The 21061-nt window shown below is 57.1% G+C and carries 20 protein-coding genes; 8 read left to right on the forward strand and 12 right to left on the reverse strand.

Going from position 1 to position 21061, the window contains the following annotated elements; genetic code table 11:
- Positions 1-242: 242 nt before the first annotated feature.
- The 5 genes from C3F35_RS22440 to C3F35_RS22460 form a co-directional block, all read right to left on the reverse strand.
- Complete coding sequence (locus C3F35_RS22440) at positions 243-902, reverse strand: O-methyltransferase (RefSeq protein WP_032611007.1); 660 nt, start codon at positions 900-902, stop codon at positions 243-245.
- A 125-nt stretch (positions 903-1027) separates the two neighbouring features.
- Complete coding sequence (locus C3F35_RS22445; RefSeq protein ID WP_059307789.1) at positions 1028-2407, reverse strand: efflux transporter outer membrane subunit; 1380 nt, start codon at positions 2405-2407, stop codon at positions 1028-1030.
- A complete protein-coding gene (locus C3F35_RS22450; protein WP_059307790.1) occupies positions 2404-3483 on the reverse strand; it encodes an HlyD family secretion protein in 1080 nt (359 codons plus the stop codon). Before C3F35_RS22450 ends, C3F35_RS22445 begins: the two co-directional genes overlap by 4 nt.
- A gap of 33 nt (positions 3484-3516) precedes the next feature.
- The gene (locus tag C3F35_RS22455; protein WP_059307791.1) at positions 3517-5169 is read right to left on the reverse strand and encodes an MFS transporter; all 1653 of its coding nucleotides are present in this window, start codon (positions 5167-5169) and stop codon (positions 3517-3519) included.
- Between the two features lie 152 nt (positions 5170-5321).
- A complete protein-coding gene (locus C3F35_RS22460; protein WP_103792254.1) occupies positions 5322-6647 on the reverse strand; it encodes an MFS transporter in 1326 nt (441 codons plus the stop codon).
- Positions 6648-7037: 390 nt separating this feature from the next.
- On the opposite strand from C3F35_RS22460, the gene C3F35_RS22465 reads away from it, so the two are divergent.
- Positions 7038-7841, forward strand: coding sequence for a YdcF family protein (locus C3F35_RS22465; protein ID WP_032611001.1), 804 nt, complete (start codon positions 7038-7040; stop codon positions 7839-7841).
- A 198-nt stretch (positions 7842-8039) separates the two neighbouring features.
- Positions 8040-9479 (forward strand): aldehyde dehydrogenase, encoded by a 1440-nt coding sequence (aldA, locus tag C3F35_RS22470; RefSeq protein ID WP_032610999.1) that lies wholly within the window; start codon positions 8040-8042, stop codon positions 9477-9479.
- 51 nt (positions 9480-9530) lie between these two features.
- Here aldA and C3F35_RS22475 read toward each other — a convergent pair whose 3' ends face one another.
- From C3F35_RS22475 to gap, 4 genes are all read right to left on the reverse strand, one after another.
- Positions 9531-10193 (reverse strand): DUF1120 domain-containing protein, encoded by a 663-nt coding sequence (locus tag C3F35_RS22475; RefSeq protein WP_103792255.1) that lies wholly within the window; start codon positions 10191-10193, stop codon positions 9531-9533.
- A 274-nt stretch (positions 10194-10467) separates the two neighbouring features.
- Positions 10468-11130, reverse strand: coding sequence for a DUF1120 domain-containing protein (locus C3F35_RS22480; protein WP_059307796.1), 663 nt, complete (start codon positions 11128-11130; stop codon positions 10468-10470).
- A 260-nt stretch (positions 11131-11390) separates the two neighbouring features.
- The gene (locus C3F35_RS22485; RefSeq protein ID WP_103792256.1) at positions 11391-12317 is read right to left on the reverse strand and encodes an alpha/beta hydrolase; all 927 of its coding nucleotides are present in this window, start codon (positions 12315-12317) and stop codon (positions 11391-11393) included.
- A 103-nt stretch (positions 12318-12420) separates the two neighbouring features.
- Positions 12421-13422, reverse strand: coding sequence for a type I glyceraldehyde-3-phosphate dehydrogenase (gene gap / locus C3F35_RS22490; RefSeq protein WP_103792257.1), 1002 nt, complete (start codon positions 13420-13422; stop codon positions 12421-12423).
- A 185-nt stretch (positions 13423-13607) separates the two neighbouring features.
- Between gap and cybB the strand changes: the two genes are divergently transcribed.
- A complete protein-coding gene (gene cybB, locus C3F35_RS22495; protein ID WP_077227261.1) occupies positions 13608-14135 on the forward strand; it encodes a cytochrome b561 in 528 nt (175 codons plus the stop codon).
- 3 nt (positions 14136-14138) lie between these two features.
- Entirely contained in the window at positions 14139-15413 is a 1275-nt protein-coding gene (locus C3F35_RS22500; protein WP_233211646.1) for an MFS transporter, read from the forward strand.
- Positions 15414-15480: 67 nt separating this feature from the next.
- Here the strand turns inward: C3F35_RS22500 and C3F35_RS22505 are convergent, their stop codons facing one another.
- The 3 genes from C3F35_RS22505 to C3F35_RS22515 all read right to left on the reverse strand — a co-directional run bounded on the left by C3F35_RS22505 (position 15481) and on the right by C3F35_RS22515 (position 17651).
- Positions 15481-15678, reverse strand: a complete 198-nt coding sequence (locus tag C3F35_RS22505) for a hypothetical protein (protein WP_032610991.1) — start codon at positions 15676-15678, stop codon at positions 15481-15483.
- 138 nt (positions 15679-15816) lie between these two features.
- Positions 15817-15999, reverse strand: coding sequence for a general stress protein (locus tag C3F35_RS22510; protein ID WP_032610990.1), 183 nt, complete (start codon positions 15997-15999; stop codon positions 15817-15819).
- A 317-nt stretch (positions 16000-16316) separates the two neighbouring features.
- Positions 16317-17651 (reverse strand): aminotransferase-like domain-containing protein, encoded by a 1335-nt coding sequence (locus C3F35_RS22515; protein WP_103792258.1) that lies wholly within the window; start codon positions 17649-17651, stop codon positions 16317-16319.
- An 84-nt stretch (positions 17652-17735) separates the two neighbouring features.
- On the opposite strand from C3F35_RS22515, the gene C3F35_RS22520 reads away from it, so the two are divergent.
- The 4 genes from C3F35_RS22520 to C3F35_RS22535 all read left to right on the forward strand — a co-directional run bounded on the left by C3F35_RS22520 (position 17736) and on the right by C3F35_RS22535 (position 21050).
- Positions 17736-18614 (forward strand): DMT family transporter, encoded by an 879-nt coding sequence (locus tag C3F35_RS22520; protein WP_233211638.1) that lies wholly within the window; start codon positions 17736-17738, stop codon positions 18612-18614.
- 19 nt (positions 18615-18633) lie between these two features.
- Entirely contained in the window at positions 18634-19533 is a 900-nt protein-coding gene (locus C3F35_RS22525; RefSeq protein WP_103792260.1) for a dihydrodipicolinate synthase family protein, read from the forward strand.
- A 226-nt stretch (positions 19534-19759) separates the two neighbouring features.
- Positions 19760-20179: a translesion error-prone DNA polymerase V autoproteolytic subunit gene (locus tag C3F35_RS22530; RefSeq protein ID WP_032610985.1), complete on the forward strand. Its 420-nt coding sequence runs from the start codon at positions 19760-19762 to the stop codon at positions 20177-20179.
- A 145-nt stretch (positions 20180-20324) separates the two neighbouring features.
- A complete protein-coding gene (locus C3F35_RS22535; protein WP_233211639.1) occupies positions 20325-21050 on the forward strand; it encodes a sigma-E factor regulatory protein RseB domain-containing protein in 726 nt (241 codons plus the stop codon).
- Positions 21051-21061: the final 11 nt, after the last annotated feature.

A 21061-nucleotide genomic window follows, 5' to 3' on the forward strand; every position in this document is an offset into this window, starting at 1 on the left:
GTAAGCATACCAAAGGGGCGAGGGAGAACACCGGACTGTAGGTCGGGTAAGCATAGAGAACACCGGACAGCAGGTCGGGCAAGCATACCAAAGGGGCGAGGGAGAACACCGGACCCTGGGTCGGGCAAGCATATCAAAGGGGCGAGGGAGAACACCGGACCCTGAGTCGGGCAAGCATATCAAAGGGGCGAGGGAGAACACCGGACCCTGGGTCGGGCAAGCGTAGCGCCGCCCGACGGGGTTTAACCGTTCACCATCGCCAGCGTAAATCCATCCCACCCCTTTATGCCCACCGTCTGCAACGCCGTCGCGGTCAGGCGCGGGTTATCCCCGATCATCTCGATAAACCGTCGCACGCCGTGTACGCGAGCATCGTCGCTCTGGCCGTTAATCACTTCCCCGTCACGCACCACGTTATCGCCGATGATAAGCGTCCCGGGGCGGGAGTAGTGCAGCGCCCACTCCAGATAGCCCGGGTTATTGGGTTTGTCGGCGTCAATAAAGATCAGATCAAAAGGCGGCGTGTCGCCGAAATGTTCAAGGGAGAGCAGCGCCGGGCCTTCGATTAGCTCGATGCGCTGATCCAGACCCGCCAGATGGATGTTCTGGCGCGCCACCTTAGCATGTACCGGATCGGCCTCAAGGGTGATCAGCTTTCCGTCCGGCGGCAGGGCGCGCGCCATCCAGATGCTGCTGTAGGCCCCCAGGGTGCCAATTTCCAGAATGCGCCGGGCCTGAGTCATACGCACAAAGAGCGCCAGCAGCTGGCCCTGATTGGCGGCGACATCGTGGGCCGGTAAACCGGCGCGCTGGTTATTTTCCAGCACCTGCTGGAGCACCTCATCCTGCGGAATAAGCTCGGAAATCATGTAATTATCTACGGCAGACCACTGTTGTTGCATAGATTGACCCCTTAGTGAGAGCGTTACCCGGCGGCGTTACGCTTGCGCGGGCCTACGAATGTTTTCTCCCTCTCCCTGTGAGAGAGGGCCGGGGTGAGGACATCAGGCCGCACATCGCCCGGCGTTTACGATGCCGACCATCCTCCGCCCAGCGCTTTATACAAATCGATCTGCGCCAGCAGCAGATTGTTTTTCGCCTGCACCACACTGGTCTGCACCGAGAACAGCGTGCGCTGGGCGTCCAGCACGTCCAGATAGGACGAATAACCGTTGTTATAGCGGTTCTGCGCGATACGCAGTGTTTCCTGCGCGACCTCCTGCTGGGCCGCTAACTCGGTCAACTGCTCGCCGTAACGGGTGATGGCGTCGAGACTGTCGTTCACCTCTTTAAAGGCGTTGCGCACGGTTTTTTCATAACTGTAAAGCGCCTGGTTACGCTGCGACTGGCCGATATCAACCTGGGCATTCAGCGCCTGGCGGTTCAGCAGCGGGGCCAGAATACTGCCGCCGATGCTCCATAGCTCCAGCGGGTTGTCCAGCAGGCCGGGCAGGGTGCGATCCTGGATCGATCCGGTCGCGGTCAGGTTGATCGACGGCAGCAGGCTGGCGCGCGCGGACGCGAGCGAGGCATCGGCCGCTATCAGTTGGCGTTCCGCCTGCACGATATCCGGGCGGCGATTCAGGAGCGACGAAGGCAGCTGCGACGGCAGGCGCAGCGGTGTCAGGGTGTCGAAATCCGCATTGCGGGCAATCGCGCCCGGGTTACCCCCCAGCAGCAGGGTTAATGCATTCTCCTGGCGGGCAATCTGATTCTGCACCTGCGGGATCTGCGCCCGCGTCGAGCGCAGCTCGGAGTCGGACTGCATCAGCTCCAGGCGCGAACTGTAGCCGGTCTGATACTGCCGTTGCGCCAGTTTAAACGCCTCTTCCCGCGCCTTCAGCGTCGATTGCGTGACCCTGAGTTGCTCGTCCAGCGCCAGCAGGGTGACGTAACCTGAAGCCACCGAGGAGGCCACCGTCAGATCCGCTGCGGCTGCGGCGGCTTTTTGCGCTTCGAGTGTCGCCTCTGCGGCATCGGCGGTGCGGCGATTGACGCCCCAGAGATCTACATCATAGCTGGCCGTCAGGCTGCCTTTGTACAGCGCGCCGTAGACGGGTAAACCGGTGGCGGCAGACTGGGACCGGGTGCGACCGGCATTCAAACCGGCATCCAGGGTCGGAAACAGGCTGCCCTCGCTGGCATATACCCGCGCCTGATATTCGTTGATTCGCTCCCGGGCAATGAGCACGTCGCTATTGTTGCGCAGGGCCTGGTCCACGTAGGCGTTAAGCTGGCTGTCATGAAAATTGCGCCACCACATCTGCTCTGCCGGGCTGGCGGGGCCGGTGCTGGCGCGCCACTGGGCGGGGATCTGGAGGGTGGGCTTCGCCGGCGCGACATCCACCGACTGGCAGGCGCTCAGGGCGGCGGTTATCAGCAGGGCGGTAAGCGGGCGGCGTATCATTCTGCCTCCCGGGTATCAATAGTCACCTGTACCGACATCCCCGGGCGCAGCCGCGCCGCCTCTTCGGCGTTTCCGAGCACCTCGATGCGCACCGGAATACGCTGGGCGATCTTGACGAAGTTGCCCGTGGCGTTATCCGGGGTAATGGCGCTGAACTCCACCCCGGTGGCCGGGGAAATGCTCTGCACCCGGCCCTCATAGGCTTTGTCGTTCAGGGCGTCGACGGTGAATTTCACCGGCTGGCCGACGCGCAGGTTCGCCAGCTGGGTCTCTTTAATATTGGCGATCACCCAGTGCTGCGGGGGCACCAGGGTGGTGAGGTGGGTTCCGGCCGTCACATACGCGCCCAAGCGCACGGTGACCTGTCCAAGTTGTCCATCGCGCGGGGCGACGATGCGGGTGTTTTGCAGATCGATCTGCGCCAGTTCGAGAGCCGCCCTGGCATTTTCGACATCGGCCTCCAATGCGGCGCGATTGACGATAGCGGTTTGCAGATCCTGGCGCGACATCTCCAGCGTGGCTTTTGCCTGGTCGATATTGGCGCTGCCCTGGGCGGCGCTCGCCAGGGCGGCATCCCGCTCACGGATCGACAGCGAGCCGTCGGCGGTCAGATCCTTCACGCGCTTCAGGTCGGCCTGGGTTTTCTGGCTCTGCGCGCGGGCGTTTTTCAGCGCCGCCTCGTTACGCTGGATCACCGCTTCGGCGCTTTTACGTTGTTGCAGGTTGTTGTTGAGGGTGGCAATTTTCATCGCCAGCTGCGCCTCGGCCTGGTGCACCCGCTGGCGGTAGATACGATCGTCTATCTGCAACAGCAGGTCGCCTTTCTTCACCTGTTCAAAATCCTGCACCTTGACCTCGGTGATATAGCCGTTCACCTGCGGGCTGATAAAGGTGGTCTGGCCGCGCACGTAGGCGTTATCGGTGAACTGGACGTGGCGGGTAAAGGGCGGTAGCTGCCAGGCATAGAGGATCACCAGCACGCCAACGATGCCGATCGCGGCGGCGGCGAACACTGACACCACGCGCAGATTATTACGGGTATTGGCCTGCTCTTTAGCGGCATCCTGCTGACTCATAACTTCTCCAGAAACATCATTTATTTTTATCCATTACTGACTGCCCGTGGCCTTTTTCAGCGCCAGACGGGCAGTGATGCGCAGGCGCAGCAAGCGCCATAAAATCCAGACCAGCGTGGCGGTGGCAATGCCTGCCGTCAGAAGATAAGTATCGTTGTAAGCCAGAATATTTGCCTGCAGCGTGCTGGCGTTCTGCAGCTGGAGCGCTGACTGGACGCTCACCAGGGCGCTGTCGTTAATCTGGCTCTGGAACATCTGGCTGTAGATCTGCAACCGTTCAGTCACCAGCGGATTGAGGCTGGTGAGCTGCTCGGCCAGCAGGCCGGAGTGATACTTCTCGCGCCACGTCTGAAAGGTGCCCAGAATGGCGGAACCCAGCAGGCCGCCGATGTTCTGGCTCATACCGAACAGCACCGAAAAGCTGACCAGGTTACGGGGATCGGCAATGACCCCGCCAATCCCCGCCAGCATCGCCGGGGCAAGGAAGAAGGCGCTGCCAAACCCGAGCAGGAACTGGCTCAGCATCAGCTGATCCGGGCGGGTGAGGCTGGTGGACTGGCTGTCGAGCAGCGAGGCGATAATCATCAGCACCAGCGAGGTGATAATCGGCCAGGCAAGTTTAGTGGGTTTGATGGTCAGGCAGCTCGCGGCAATGCCGCAGACGATCCCGGCAAAAATCGACCATGCCAGATGGGTCATCTGTTCGTTTTGCAGGCCAACATACTGTAGCCAACCGATCACCCCGGTATTCTGCTCCGCCAGCACGATGCGGATCAGCAGCATGATCAGCCCCAGGCGTAGGATGCTGCCACTGGAGAGCCAGCGGGTGTTCAGCAGCGGGTTGCTGCGGTTATGCTCGAAGACAATCGCGGAGACAATCAGCACCAGCGACCCCGCCAGCGCCCAGCCGATCCACGGCGCTTCAAACCACCAGTCAACCCGCCCGAGCGACAGCACTGCGCACAGCAGGGCCATCCCCGGGGCCAGCAGGATAAAGGTGATGAAATCTTTCTTCTCGAACACTTTGCGCCGATCGCCGGGAGGCAGCTTAAGGGCAATGACGCAGCCCAACGAAATCAGCGCCAGTCCTAACTCAAAGAGGTACAGCCCGCGCCATTCGTCCAGCTGCAGCAGCTCGGTGGAGAACAGCCGCGCAATGGGGATCGCCAGCGACGAGCCAGTGATGCCGATAGTCAGCGCTTTCAGGCGGTGTTTCGCCGGCCAGGCCTGGATCTGATAGTAGATCCCCAGCGAACTGAGGGCCGCAGCCACCATGCCGTGGGCGGCGCGCACCATCAGGGCCGAGCTGAGATCGTTAACGAACAGGTGAAAGAAGGTCACCAGGACATACAGTACCAGGAAGCCTTCGGTGAAGGCGCGCAGGCCAAACTGCTGGCGAAACTTTACCAGCAGCAGGTTTATCGACACGTTGGTCATGACGTACACCGCGGGCAGCCAGGCGATTTCGGTGGACCAGGCTGCAAAGGTACCCTGTAAATTTTGCAGGTTGGCGGCGACCATCGCATTGCCCAGCGCCCCGGTCAGACACACCAGCAAACCCACCACCCCGTAGGCAATGCGTTTCGGGGTGCTGTGCACCGGCGTGGACGGGGAGCCCAACAGCATCGGCTTTTCGTGAGGCTGCCACTCGCGAGGAGCATAGGGGTCGCGTTGGGGCAGTCGCATAGCGGTTATTACCTATTGAATTAGTGAATAGTTAGAGGGCTAATGATTCTACGTCTGACGCAAAGTCTGTTTCAAGTGAATATGATAATAGCGGGTTAAGCAAATGTGAGGGATAAGTATGATGGCGGCCAGCGACGCTGGCCGCCTGGGGATCACAGTTCGTTGGTTTGTGCGTTGATGGCCGGGGCGGCGTGTTTTACCCGGCTGGCGAAGAAGATGGCAATCAGGGAGATAGTCACCGTCACCGCCAGATACCAGGCCACCGGTACCCAGTCGCCGTTATATTTTGCCAGCAGGCCGGTGGCAATCAGCGGCGCGGTGCCGCCCGCCAGTGCAGCACCCAGCTGATAGCCGAGAGTGATGCCGGTATAGCGCACATTGGCGGTGAAAATTTCTGAACAGAGCGTGCCGAGCACCGCGGTTACCGGTGCCCACAGCACGCCGAAAGCGATGACCGTCGCCAGTACGATCCCCCAGGTCGTGCCGGTGTTGAGCAGCATAAACCAGGGAACGATAAACAGGCCGAGGGTAAATACGCTGACGGCATACATGCGCTGACGACCAACCTTATCTGACAGCAGCCCCATCAATGGGATCATGATGGTCGCCACCAGCGCCCCGAGGGTCACGGCCTCCAGCGCCTGCGATTTTTGATAGCTGAGCGTAGTGGTGGCATAGCTGACCACAAAGGTGGAAAAAATGTAGAACGGCGCGGTCTCAACCACTTTCAGCCCGGCCGCGATCAGTACTTCTCGCCAGTGGTATTTAAGGGTGTCGCGCAGCGGAGCTTTGGCCACCTTGCCGGAGGATTTGACCTTTTTAAACTCGGGCGTTTCGTCGATATCCTTGCGGATCCACAGGCCCAGCAGCACCAGCACCGAGCTTAAAAGGAACGGAATACGCCAGCCCCATGAGAGAAAATCCTCTTCACTGAACATCGTCATCAGCGAGACGATAAAGGTCGCCATCAGCATGCCAATAGTCACCCCCGCCTGCGGGATGCTGCCGAAGAAGCCTTTGCGCTTCTCGGGGGCATACTCATAGGCCAGCAGCAGGGCACCGCCCCATTCGCCACCGATCCCCATCCCTTGAATAATACGCATCAGGATCAGCAGGGCGGGCGCCCAGAGGCCAATCTGCTCATAGGTCGGTAACAGCCCAATCATGACGGTTGCCCCCCCCATCAGCGACAGGGTTAATACCAATGTTTTTTTGCGCCCGATCCGATCTCCGATGTGGGCGAAGATCACGCCCCCAATGGGTCGGATAAAGAAGGTCAACGAGAACGAGAGATAGGATAAAATCAGGCCGATGACCGGGTCGACCATCGGAAAGAAGATCTTGTTGAACACCAACGCGGCGGCCGTGCCGTAGAGAAAATAGTTAAACCATTCAATAGCACTGCCCGTCAGGCTGGCGACCAGCACCTTTTTGTTTTTGCGTAAAACTGCGGTACTGCTTTCGTGTTGTTGTGTCATACCCGTGATCCCGCTTAGTGGAGGATGAATCGGGTGACACCCGGCGCGCTTCGGGTGCAACCGATAAAGGAAAAAGGTTGTCGAATTGTTAAGCAACTTAGGGAGGGCTGTTACGTTTGGCAAGCGAGAGGGGGCTAAAACTGGTCAGATCACGGTGAAATAAGCAGCAATCGATGCTTTTAATAGCAGTTATTCTGGCGCTTAATTTTTTTAATGTCGCAAGATACAGCATATAATGCAGGTGCAACCGACTGATTTTTAGACTTTTCTGGTTATTTCAGTTTAATGACTATCCTTATAAGGTAACTGCCGATTTCGCTTTCAGAGGGATCCTCTGTTAAGTCACGGCCCGCGCGTTACCCTTAACGTAATTGCTGGAAGGAGGTAACGATGAGTCTCACAATCTTCCCGTCTCTGCCGGATAAAACGCTGGCTGCGGTCAATACAGTCGGCGCCTGGCTCGCTGAAGATAACTTGCCCTATAATCCGCCCGCGCTGCTGCCGGATTTGGTGGTGCTGGCCGGTAATGCGGTGATCCCCTCCATTGATGCGGCCTGCCGTCTGGCGTCTGAGCTTGGCATTCCTTTGCTGATCAGCGGCGGCATTGGCCATTCGACCACCTTCTTATACGCTGCCATTGCGCGTCATCCGCGTTACAACAGAATACGAACCACCGGCAAAGCCGAAGCCACCATCCTGGCGGAGATTGCCCGGGCGTTCTGGCAGATTCCACCGGAACACCTGCTGGTGGAAGATCAGTCCACCAACTGTGGTGAAAATGCCCGGTTCAGCGCCGCGGCCATCACCCATCATCAGCTGCGGGTGAAACGCGGGATTGTGGTACAGGATCCGACCATGCAGCGTCGCACGATGGCTACCTTTGCCCGGGTCTGGCGTGATAAGCCCGATGCCCCGGAGTGGACCAGCCATCCCGGCATTGTGCCGCACCTGCAAAACAGCGAGGACGGGCTGGTGTTCCGCGGCGGCGGTGAAGGATTGTGGCCCGTCGAGCGCTATCTGTCGTTGGTACTGGGCGAGCTTCCACGCCTGCGCGATGACATTAATGGCTATGGTCCGCTTGGGCGTGATTTTATCGTTCATGTCGATATTCCTGTTGAGGTGGAGACCGCCTGGCAGATCCTGCGTAACGATGTCATCCTCACCGAGGCGCTGGCCAGCCGCTCTCTGTTGTAATGCATTGCCCGTTTGCGATGACTTTCCCGCAAACGGGCAATCTTTGTTGTCAGGTTGTAATTATTTCCGCCTGCTGACCCGTTTCTTTTATGAGATATCTCACAAAAACAGCGCGATAGGCTGGGATTGCGGATCGGGAACTGTAGTTTTTAACAATAATTTTACTTGTTAAAAACAGTGCAATTACAGGAGCAGGTTATGACAGTACCCGTACAACATCCTATGTATATTGATGGACAGTTTGTTGCCTGGCAGGGTGAAGCCTGGATTGATGTGATCAACCCGGCCACCGAAGAGGTCATTTCCCGTATTCCCGACGGCAGTGCCGACGATGCCCGCAAGGCCATCGACGCCGCCGAGCGCGCTCAGGCCGACTGGGAGGCACTGCCTGCCATCCAGCGCGCGGGTTGGCTGCGTAAAATTGCGGCGGGTATCCGCGAACGCGCCAGCGAAATCAGCGCCCTGATCGTGGCTGAAGGTGGCAAGATCCAGCAGCTCGCGGAGGTGGAAGTGGCTTTCACCGCCGATTATCTCGACTATATGGCCGAGTGGGCACGCCGCTACGAAGGCGAAATTATCCAGAGCGATCGCCCGGGCGAAAACATTCTGCTGTTCAAACGCGCCCTCGGCGTGACCACTGGCATTCTGCCGTGGAACTTCCCGTTCTTCCTCATTGCCCGCAAGCTGGGTCCGGCGCTGCTGACCGGTAACACCATCGTCATTAAACCGAGCGAATTCACGCCGAACAACGCCATTGCCTTTGCCAAAATCGTTGACGAGATTGGCCTGCCGAAGGGAGTCTTCAACCTGGTGCTGGGGCGCGGCGAAACTGTAGGCCAGGAGCTGGCGGGCAACCCGAAAGTGGCACTGGTCAGCATGACCGGCAGCGTGGGGGCGGGGGAGAAGATCATGGCCGCCGCCGCGAAGAACATTACCAAAGTGTGCCTGGAGCTGGGCGGTAAAGCCCCGGCCATCGTCATGGACGATGCGGATCTGGAGTTGGCGGTAAAAGCGATTGTTGACTCCCGCGTGATTAACACCGGGCAGGTCTGTAACTGCGCCGAGCGTGTGTATGTGCAGAAGGGCATTTACGATCGCTTTGTGAACCGTATGGGCGAAGCGATGAAAGCGGTGCAGTTTGGCAATCCGGCCGAGCGCAATGATATTGCCATGGGGCCGCTGATCAACGCTGCGGCGCTGGAGCGCGTGGAGCAGAAAGTGGCACTTGCCGTGCAGCAAGGGGCAAAAGTGGTCCTCGGTGGTAAAGCGGTGGAGGGGAAAGGGTATTTCTATCCGCCAACGCTGCTGCTGGATGTCCGCCAGGATATGACCATCATGCACGAAGAGACCTTCGGGCCGGTTCTGCCGGTGGTGGTATTCGAGACGCTGGAAGAGGCATTGAAAATGGCCAACGACAGTGACTACGGTTTAACCTCTTCTCTCTATACGCAAGATCTAAATGTGGCGATGAAAGCCATCAAAGGGCTGAAGTTCGGCGAAACCTATATTAACCGCGAGAACTTTGAAGCGATGCAGGGCTTCCATGCGGGCTGGCGTAAATCCGGGATCGGTGGGGCGGACGGCAAACACGGTCTGCATGAATATTTGCAAACGCAGGTGGTCTATTTGCAGTCATAAAACAAAAACAACCGGGCCAGTTATTGGCCCGGTATAATTAGATCATGACGATTAGAGGTAAACCAGCGTCATGGTTGACTGACCTTCGAAAGGCGTGTCGTCGGTGATAGCCAGAGTTTTCGTTTTCTGAATAACCAGGTTGGTCACGAAATTAAAGGTAGCGGCGGTGATGGCAAGAGGTTCTTTTGTGCCGGTGGTTGCAAATGAAGTGGTAGTAACAGTATCGCTACGAGGAACGGAGCCTTTTACCCAATGGCCGTCAGTCCAGTCGTTGTTTTGAACAATAGGGTCTACAGTATTGCCATCGGCGACGACATCCGTCATCCACATACTGTAGTTACCGATATTTACCCCGCCCGCGGTTTTGCCCACGCCATAGGTATAATAGGCGTCTGTCACGTTAGTGGTGGTATTAACATCTACAGGTAAACGTGCATTGCTGTCGCCATGGTTATCGGTAATGGTGAAACCGACTTTGGTTGCAGCTGTACAGGTAATGCTTACCGGGAGCTGTTTTTGGCCGAGAACGTTGTTTTTATCTGCATCTAATCCGCCGAGATGAATAGTGCCGTAATCAAATACATTACCCTGACTCAATTCAACTGAGCAGGCGGAGTTAGTTAATACGCCTTTTACTTTCAGAACCGCAGTTTCAGCGGCAAAAGCAGAGGTGGTGCAGAGCGCGATAGCCGTAGCCAGAATGACTTTTTTCATCCATGAACCTTTTGTATTTAAGTGGACGGTGAGATTCGAGTAAGGATATTCATATACGGGTCCTTACTCACCGGCTCAATATAATACGTATTTTGGCTTTGCGGTATATTTACAAAAAAAGAATGGATATTGTAGGAGAAATTATGATTCCGCCGGCATCTAAATTAAGCCTTGATTATTTATATCATGAATAATTATAGGTTCGCAGACATATTTGCAGTCATAAAAAATCGCACCGGCCGAGAAAGTGTCCGGTGCGTATAGAACATGACGGTTAGAGATAAACCAGCGTCATGGTTGCCTGACCGTCGAGCGGCGTGTCGTCGGTGATAGCCAGAGTATTCGTACCCTGAATGACCAGATTGGTCACGAAATTAAAAGTAGCGTTGGTCAGTGCAACAGGTTCTTTTGTCCCTGTGGTTGCAAATGAACTGGTAGCAAACGCATCACTGCGAGGAACGGAGCCTTTTACCCAATGACCGTCAGTCCAGTCCTGGTTTTGAACAATAGGATCTACACTATTGCCATCAGCTGTGACATCCGTCATCCACATGCTGTAGTTACCGATATTTACCCCGCCCGTGGTTTTGCCCACGCCATAGGTATAATATTTTTCTGTCACGTTAGAGGTGGTGTTAACGTCTACAGGTAACTGTGCATTGCTGTCGCTACGGTTATCGGTAATGGTGAAACCGACTTTGGTTGCAGCTGTACAGGTAATGCTTACCGGAATCTGTTTTTGGCCGATAGTATTGTTGCCGGTAGCGGATAAACTACCGAGACGAATATTACCGTAATCAATCACACCACCCTGACCCAATTCAGCCGAGCAGGCTGAGTTAGTTAATGTACCTTGTACCTTCAACACAGCAGTTTCACCGGCAAAAGCAGAAGTGGTGCAGAGCGCGATAGCCGTAGCCAGAATAACTTTTTTCATTTTTAAATCCTTCCGTGATTTATTTAATTGCATTAAACGGCAAAGCAATTCCGTTAATGGGAGTGTTTGCCGGGTTGGATGCATAATAGTTATTTTTCTGGCTGAGATATAATTATAAAAAATGAATGGCTCATTTAGAATAATTATAGATATCGCTGGATATAAAGATTAAATGAATATTTTTACTCAAAAAAGGGTTTGTATTTTTATAGGCCGGGTAAAGCGTCGCCGCTACCCGGCAATACACCGGTAAAACAGGCTCACACCTTTGTCGCAATCCAGTTCATCATCAATTCCGGCCAGACGGCCACCGGTAATCCCTGGGCATCGCGAATACCAAAGCCGTGCTTTCCTCGCTCGAACAGGTGCATCTCAACGGGCACCCCCAGGCGGCGCAGGGCGCTGAACATCGCCAGGCTGTTCTCGACTTTTACCGCCGGATCGTCTGCGGCATGCAGCAGGAAGGTCGGCGGGGCGTCGCGGGTTACACGTTCCTCCAGCGAATAGCGGCAGATCTCCTCTTCTGACGGCTTATCCCCCATCAGCTCATGGCGCGAGCCAGCGTGGTGATGCTCGTCACGCATGGTGATCACCGGATAGACCAGCGCCATAAAGGCCGGACGGGCAGGGAGCGCGTCAATAGCGTCCAACGGGGCATAGACCGCTTCATCATGTCGGGTGCCGAGGCTTGCCGCCACGTGTCCGCCTGCGGAGAAGCCCAGCACCCCAATGCGGGCCGGATCCAGCTTCCACTCTGTGGCACTGGCGCGGATCATGCGCATTGCGCGCTGAACATCAGCCAGCGGCGCGTCGGCTCCCTCTTCATGACCATCCCCCGGCATGCGGTAGGTCATCACAAACAGGGTATAGCCGCGGGCATTAAAGAACGAGGCCAGTGCGCTGCCCTCTTTATCCAGCACCACGCGGCGATAAGAGCCGCCCGGCGTGACCAGAATGCCCACCCCATTAGGTCGGCTGGGGGCATAAACGGTGATCGCGGGTGCGCGAACACCGGTGACGGCGCGATCGTAGTCAGAGGTGCCGGTATGGCGGGGTTCAGGGGTGAAAACGGCATCGCTGGTGCGTGCGCCCGGGGCTTCATTATCGGGCCAGATGGTAAAGGTGGCCGAACGGCCAACGGCGTGCGCCATATTTTGTTCGAGTGTGTCGCGGCTGAGTGCTTCCATGATAACGCTCCCTCTCTGGAAAGCGTTTGTTATACCAGCGTTAACGAAAGCAAAACCAGCAACGCCTCACAGGTTGCGGACAGCAGGGCTGTCCGCGGTGTGATTACAGGGCGGCGAACTTATCTAAAGTACGCACCAGCTGAGTGACAAAACCGTACTCGTTATCGTACCAGGCCACGGTTTTCACCAGTTGGACGTCGCCCGCGTCGGTGACTTCTGTCTGGGTGGCATCAAAGACGGAACCAAAGTGCGAGCCGATGATATCCGACGAGACAATCTCTTCATCGGTATAGCCAAATGACTCGTTGCCCTCGGTGGCCTTTTTCAGCGCCTGATGGATCTCATCCACGCTCACTTTTTTCTCCAGAATCGAGACCAGCTCGGTCACGGAGCCGGTTTTGACCGGCACACGCTGGGCATGGCCCTTCAGCTTGCCGCTTAGTTCGGGGATCACCAGCCCGATAGCCTTGGCTGCGCCGGTGGTGTGCGGGATGATGTTTTCCGCTGCGGCGCGTGAGGCGCGCAGATCTTTGCCGCGCGGGCCATCTACCAGCGCCTGGGTGCCGGTGTAGGCGTGGATGGTGGTCATGGTGCCCGCCCGGATGCCAAAGGCATCGTGCAGCACCTTCGCCAGCGGCGCCAGGCAGTTAGTGGTGCAGGAGGCCACGGAAATAATGGTGTCACTGGCTTCGATGGTGTCGTCATTGACGTTAAAGACGATGGTTTTCATCTCGCCAGCAGGGGCGGAGATGAGCACTTTTTTCGCCCCGGCGTCCAGATGCGCCTGCGACTTCTCCTGAGAGGTGTAGAACCCGGTGCACTCCACCACCAGATCCACCCCGGCGGCTTTCCACGGGATCTGTTTTGCCTCTTTTTCGGCGTAGACCGAAATGGATTTTCCATCGACGATCAGCGAATCTTCCGTAAAGTCCACGCTCCAGGGGAAGGGGCCATAGTTGGAGTCATGTTTTAACAGGTAGGCCAGCACTTTCGGTGACGTTAAATCGTTAATTGCCACCACGCTGTTACTGTCCTGGGTTTCCAGCAACCGACGAAGCACCAGTCGGCCAATACGACCAAATCCGTTAATGCCAATCTTACTCATGATGTTCTCCTGTGTGGTATACGGGACGTTAAACTCATCCAGGATTAGACCATGCAGCCCAGCGAGGCAATTGAAGATGGCTCATCTGCACGGAAGTTTTTGAAAAGTCGGGAACAAAATTTAATGAATTTTTAACTGAAGCTGGTTATTTTACCTTTTTATTCGTCTTCTATTCAGGAAAGACTATGCGCAATAAATACACCGGCCTGCAAATTACTATTCACTGGCTGGTTTTTCTGCTGGTGATCGTGGCCTACTGTGCCATGGAGTTTCGCGGCTTTTTCCCCCGCAGCGACCGCCCGCTGATCAACATGATCCATGTCTCCTGCGGTATTTCTATTCTGGTGTTGATGGTGGCGCGTCTGCTGGTGCGCCTTAAGTATCCTGCGCCGCCCATCGTGCCTAAGCCAAAACCGATGTATATCGGGTTATCCCATTTAGGTCACCTTGCTATCTATCTGCTGTTTATTGCCCTGCCGCTGATTGGCCTGGTGATGATGTATAACCGGGGCAGCACCTGGTTTGCCTTTGGCCTGGGGATGCCGCACGCCGCCGAGTCGAATTTTGACCTGGTGGACACGCTGAAAGCCTGGCACGTCACCCTGGCGAACCTCGGTTACTTTATCATCGGTATTCATGCTTTTGCCGCGCTGCTTCATCACTACTTCTGGAAGGACAACACGCTGCTGCGCATGATGCCGAAAAAGCGTTAAGGGCTGCCTGTGTCCCCTCAACGGCGTAAGGTGCTGTTAGCCACCGGCCTTGGCCATTTTGTCGAATGGTTCGATTTTGGGCTTTACGGTACGCTGGCAACCATCATCGGGATGCACTTTTTTCATACTGACAACCCGGCCTCGGCGCTGCTCGCATCCTTCGCGGTCTTTGCCGCCGGGTTTATGATACGCCCGCTCGGCGGGCTGTGGTTTGGCTCTCTCGGCGACAGGATCGGCCGACGCAAGGTGCTCTCCACCGTGATCCTGTGGACCTCCGGCGCGACCTTTATTATCGGGCTGCTGCCCACCTATTCGCAGGTCGGGCTTCTCGCCACCGTTATGCTGGTGCTGGTGCGGATGATCCAGGGGTTTGCCGCCGGGGGCGAAAGCCCTGGTGCCACCACCTTTCTGGCCGAATATGCGCCCGCCGCGCGCCGGGGCTACTTCACCTGCTGGATAGATAGCTTCGGCTTTATGGCCTTTGTTGCCGGGTCGGGTCTGGTACTGCTGTTGACCGCATGGTTGGGAGAGACGGCCATGAACGACTGGGGCTGGCGCATTCCGTTTCTGCTGGCCGGTCCGCTGGGCTGGATTGGCCTCTATCTGCGAAACCATCTTCAGGACTCCCCCGAATTTCAGGCGCTGCTGAACAGCCGTCAAACGGAAGCTGCGCCACTGCGCCGGGTCGTCATTACTAGCAGGCGGGCGCTGGGCTTCTGCATCGGGTTTGTGGTGATCAAGGCGGTGATGCACTGGATGCTGCAAGCCTTCATTCCAGCCTACCTGGTGACGACGTTGCACTATCCGGCGCTGGATGCCTATACCATTACCACCCTCGGGCTGCTGTTCGTCGCCGTGCTGGTGCCTTTTATGGGCTATCTGTCGGACCGTATTGGCCGTAAGCCACTCATGCTGGCAGGCTGTCTCGGGTTGATCCTTTTCGCCTGGCCAGCCATGAAGCTACTGACAAGCGGGGAGGTATTCTCTGCGATGCTGGGGCTGGGGCTGCTGGGGTTATGCATTGCCGCCTTTGACGGGGCCAGCAACGCGGCGATGGCGGAGCTGTTTCCCACCCGCATCCGCTTTGGCGGCGTGGCGATTGCCTATAACCTTGCGGTAGCGTTCTTTGGCGGCGTGACGCCCTGGTCGCTGGCCTGGCTACTGACCGTCACCGGCAATCCACTTTCCCCGGCGCTGTACGTAATGATGGCGGCGCTGGTGACCCTCCTGACGGTGCTGCGGGCCAGAGAGACCGCAGGGCAGCGGCTGCGGACATAAAAAAGCCCGGCGGGGAAGGCCGGGCGAACAACAAACCACAACACATTTTACATCACTTAACCGCTGCTTACTTTAGGTCGCGACGCGCCATGGCATTGACCAGGTACGACTGACGCTGACTGAGCCTCACCTCACTGCTGGTGTCATTATTTCTGCTGAGCTGGAGTGCCGGGCCGCTATCCGGTGAACGGGTACGCTCTGCATCCGCCGGAATAATCCAGCCAACATCATCACTGGTGCGATGATTATTACGTGCGTTACGCACTCTTCTTCTCAAATGCAGCATATAACCTCCGTATAATTCATCGAACTACCCCGTTAATGATGCGGTATTTTTACCGCCCTCGCTGTCTCAACTTTATTGTCTGACAAAAGAAGCCAGACAGAGAATATATTATGAAAATTACTCCGCCGGTTTGCGACCGCCGCCCCGGCTATTTTGTCCGCCTTTTTTTCCGGCTTCAGAGGCACGTTGCGGGTCATTTTTAAAATTCCCGCCGCTGCTCTGTCCACCTTTGCGGCCCGCCTGGGATGCACGTTCCCGGTCTTCTGCGAAATTGCCGGAACCGCCTCGATGTTTAGTCATAACATGTCTCCAGTGTTTCGTTAAAAATATTCATTGAGAGGAAATTAACCTCTTCAAATATGTGCATAAATAAATGTAGACAGAACGGCAAAAAGTTCAATAAGCCATTTGGCGACTTTCTGTCTCCTGTCTGATTTAATTTTAGGCATTTGCGGTGGTTAAGGAGAATATATCCGCGCTAATAAATAAGTTAGCAAAAGTTACATGCGGTTCGAGTAAATTTAGCGGCAATTTTTACTGTGATGAAGATCGATAAAAATAACCCTTTTGCGCAAGATTAAGACAACTCTTAATAAGCTAGCCCGCCGGGAACCCGCCTAACGGCTCTGCTCCAGTTCTATCGCCGCTCTGACCTGCTCTAACGCCTGGCGTAATGTTTCCATCGTCACCGACCCGAGGGCGATGCGGATCGCCTGCGGCACCGTACCGGAGGTCGAGAACGGCTCGGCGGTCGAAACGGAGATGTGGTTATCCATCAGCGCTTTCACCACCCGATCGGCTCTGGCGTCGTCCACCAGCGGCAGCCACGCAAAATACGAATCGGGATGGGTGATGCAGGGCAGATCCCCCAGCACCGCTTTCAGGATGGCCTGCCGTTGCCGGGCGTCGCGTCTTTTCAGCGTTTCAAACCGGGCCACGGTGCCGTCCTGGATCCAGTGACACACCATGGCGGTCATGACCGACGGGGTATTCCAGGTGGTGGCCCGGATAGCCCGCTCCAGCGCCGGGCGCAGATCGGGTGGGCAGATCACTGCACCGACCCGCAGACCGGTTGCGACATTTTTGGAAAAGCCGGTGACATATACCGTTCGTTCCGGGGCGAAGCTGGCGACGGGCGGCGGAGGGCGGCGGATCAGCCAGCCGTAAGCTGTGTCTTCGATGATCAGCAGATCGTGCTGGCGGGCAATGTCCGCCAGCGTCCTGCGCTGCTCGCGGCTCAGCACCCAGCCCAACGGGTTATGCAGGGTCGGCATGGTGTACACCGCCCGCACGTGGCGTCTCTGGCAGAGCTGGCGTAACGCCGCCAGATCCGGGCCATTTTCCGTGCAGGGAATGGCGAGCAGCTCCAGATGATATAGCGCCGCCAGCGCCTTAAAGCCCGGGTAGGTGAGGGCGTCTACTGCCACCACGTCGCCGGGCCGGAGCAGACCCATCACCGTTATGGTCAGGCCATGCTGGGCACCGTTTACGATCAGCACGTTGTCCCCGGTGGGTTGAAAATGCGCCCCCGCGAGGTGCGCGGCGATAATCTCCCGCTCGGTCTGCCTGCCGGCATGGGGCTGATAGCGCAGGTGCGATTCGATATCGCCCCCGGAGGCGACCTGCCTGAGCGCCTCCCGCAGCAGCTCCCCCTGGCCCGGCAGGGCGGGATAGTTGAAGTTCAGATCCAGTACATCGGTGGCGACCGCATGCTGATCGATCCCCTGGCCCGACGGCAACAGGATCTCCCTGACGAAGGTTCCGCGTCCTGTTTCGCCGCTGACCAACCCCATCTTCTCCAGTTCGGCATAGACCCGCGTCGCGGTGGCAAGAGAGATATGTTCCCGGGCGGCGAGCGTACGGTGGGTGGGCAGACGCGTGCCTGCCGGGATCTGTGCGGAGCGAATCAACCCGGCGTAGCGATCCACGATCCCTTTGTAGCGCGCTTTCATCAAATGTATCCATGACAATAATTTGATTGTATTGAATGGGCGAGATTACCATCCGCTCAACAGAGGCTCAAGATGGGAACGGTAATGGGTGTTGTGACAGATAAAACCTCGCTTTCAGGCTGGCTCAATGGCCTGCTGGGGGTCGTGATTTTCAGCGGTTCTTTGCCCGCTACGCGCCTTGCGGTGCAGGATTTTGATCCCTTTTTCCTGACCTTTGCCCGGGCTTCCCTGGCCGGGGTGCTGGCACTCATCCTGATCCTCGGGTTACGGGAAAAACGCCCGCCAGCGGCCCGGATCGTGCCGCTGATGATGGTCTCGCTGGGCGTGGTGATCGGCTTTCCGCTCTTCACCGCCCTGGCATTGCAGCATGTCACCGCCGCCCACTCCATTGTGTTTCTCGGATTACTGCCGCTGATGACCGCCATTTTCGCGGTGCTGCGGGGCAAGGAACGTCCTGCCCGGGCTTTCTGGTTCTTCTCGGTGCTGGGCAGCCTGCTGGTGGCGGGGTTTGCTTTTTCGCAAGATGCCTCTCTTTCCCTGACGGGCGATCTGCTGATGCTCGCGGCGGTGATCGTCTGCGGCCTGGGCTATGCCGAAGGGGCCGCGCTCACCCGCGAGTCAGGCGGCTGGCAGGTGATCAGTTGGGCGCTGATCCTTGCGCTGCCTTTTATGGTGGTGGCCTCCGTGCTGATGATGCCTGTATCCTTCAGGGGCATTGGTTTTCCGGCCTGGGCCGCGCTCGGCTATGTGTCGATCTTCAGCATGCTGATCGGGTTTATCTTCTGGTACAAAGGGCTGGCGCGGGGCGGGATCGCCGCCGTCGGGCAGTTGCAACTGCTGCAGCCGTTTCTGGGGCTGGGACTGTCCGCCACGCTGCTGCATGAGCGGGTCAGTCCACTTATGATGTTTATCACTTTGGGTGTCATTCTGTGTGTTATTGCTTCGCGGAAATATGCCCGCTGAATGTTAAAAGGGAACCAAAATGTTTAACGGTCTGAGTGCATTTCCCCTGACGCCCCTGGTGCAGGGTGAACCTGATGAGAAAGCCTTTGGTGCGTTGATTGAGACGCTGGTGGCGGCAGGCGTGAATTCTGTCGGGGCGCTGGGTTCCACGGGGAGCTATGCCTATCTCACCCGGGAGCAGCGTTTTGCCGTCACAAAGCTGGCGGTGAGTGCCGCCGCGGGTGTGCCGGTGATGACCAGTATCGGCAGCGTCAACGCTGAGATGATCCTGCGGCTGGCTGAAGATGCGCAGAACGCTGGGGTGAAGGGGCTTCTGCTGGCGCCGCTTTCCTATCAAAAACTGACGGCGGATGAAGTTTTTCGCCTGTACGAGCGCGTCGCAGGGGAAATCTCTGTCCCGCTCTGTATCTACGATAACCCGGCGACCAGCGGATTTGAATTCACCGATGAACTGCTGGTGGCGTTGTCGTTTCTGCGCAACATGGGTTCTATCAAACTTGGCGATCTGCCGGCCGATCTGGCTGGGGCGTCAGCCCGTGTGGCGAAGCTGAAAAGCCAGGTTGCGGAGGGCGTTACGATTGGCATCAGTGGGGATGCGCAGTCTGCGATGGGGTTGCTGGCGGGGTGTGACGTCTGGTACTCCGTGCTCGGTGGGCTGTTCCCGCACGACACCCTGCGCCTTGCTCAGGCGGCCCTGCGGGGAGACGCTGACGAAACCCGGCAGCTCAACAGCGCGCTGGAGCCGCTATGGGTCTTCTTCCGTCGTCACGGCAGCCTGCGAACCATCGCGACGGTGGCGGAGCTGACGGGAAGGGTCGCCGCGCCTTGCCTGCCTTTCCCGTTACAAACGCTGGCAGGGGACGAGCGCGATGCTCTGCAGGCGACGCTGGCGCAACTGCCTTTACGGGCTGAGGGTTAATCACGTCTGGACGGGCTGTTCAGTTCCTCCTCACGCCAGCCCTTTTTCTTGAGAGAGGGCGTTGTTCACGCAACGCCCTGAAATATTTACAAAATAAATAATCTTAAACACATTAATCACTTATAAGCGAAGCGGTTACGCAATAAACAGCCGCTATCGCCCCGTGACTTGCCTGCGCTCCTCGCTAATACTACTGTATATAAAAACAGTATTCGAGGAACGAATCATGGTGTTTTACCAACTTGCAGCGCTGCGCGAGGTGATCGCGCTACCCCTTTTTGGCGAGGTCGTGCAGTGCGGCTTCCCCAGCCCGGCCCAGGACTACGTGGAACAACGTATCGACCTGAACAAATTGCTGATCCAGCACCCCAGCTCAACGTATTTCGTGAAAGCGGCCGGGGATTCGATGATTGATGCCGGGATTGGCGACGGCGATCTGCTGATCGTTGACAGCGCCAGAACGGCGCAACACGGAGATATTGTGATTGCGGCAGTGGAGGGCGAATTTACGGTAAAGCGCCTTCAGCTCAGACCCCGGGTGCAGCTTAATCCGATGAACAGCGCCTATTCGCCCATCCTCGTGAACAGCGAAGATTCACTCGATATCTTTGGCGTGGTGACCTATATCGTCAAATCGGCGGATTAACCGGCATACACCGGCGCTCGCTGACCGCAGATGGCTAATACTGGAGCCCTCATCCACCGATGCCCGGATGAGGGCAGGCAAGCCATTGCAATGGCCAATCCAGCAGGTTTAACGGTTATCCGACATACTGATCATGTTCCCGGCCATGTTATTGCAGGAGACCATCATCAGCGGCTTCCTCTCTGTGGCGGTAATGCTGGCAACATTACTGCTCTTCAGCTTTCACGAACCTGCGCATGCCGCGGACAAGATCGCTGTGGCCGCCGCTTTTTTGCAAAGTTCCACCCCCTCCGATCCCCTTGCGAACGCCCTGCAACGTTTTGCCCGGATCGCGTCTTATCAGGTGATGGTGCGTTCCGTCTCTTCGCAGGATGAAACCAAAGTCATTCGCTATAGCTACCGTAAACCGGGTTATGTACGGATGGATTTTTCCACGCCCCATGCCGGGGCAGTGCTCATCTATAACCCTTCGAATGGCAAAGTAACGCTGTGGCCCTTCGGCGCGGGAACATTTCCGGTGCTGAAACTGTCGCCCACGGATTCACTGATAACGGATGAAAATGGTCACCGGGTGGATCAATCCGACATTGGCGTGTTGCTGAATAACATTCGTCGTCTGCAACAGGGGGGCGCAACCCGGCTTCCGGGTGAAGAGATGATCGCCGGGAAACCAGCGGTGCATCTGTCGGTGGTTGGCGCGGAAGGCAAGAGCGTCGCTGCGGTGCATCGCTATGAGGTTTGGTTCGATAAGCAATCCGGCTTGCCCACTAAAGTGGTTAGCTACGGGCTGGATGGCAAATTACTGGAAACCGTGATGATGGAGGCCATGTCTATCAACGTGCGTTTCCCTGCTGATTTTTTCGCACCCTGACGGAGACGAGC

This window comes from Leclercia sp. LSNIH3, assembly GCF_002935105.1.
Lineage (GTDB): Bacteria > Pseudomonadota > Gammaproteobacteria > Enterobacterales > Enterobacteriaceae > Enterobacter > Enterobacter adecarboxylatus.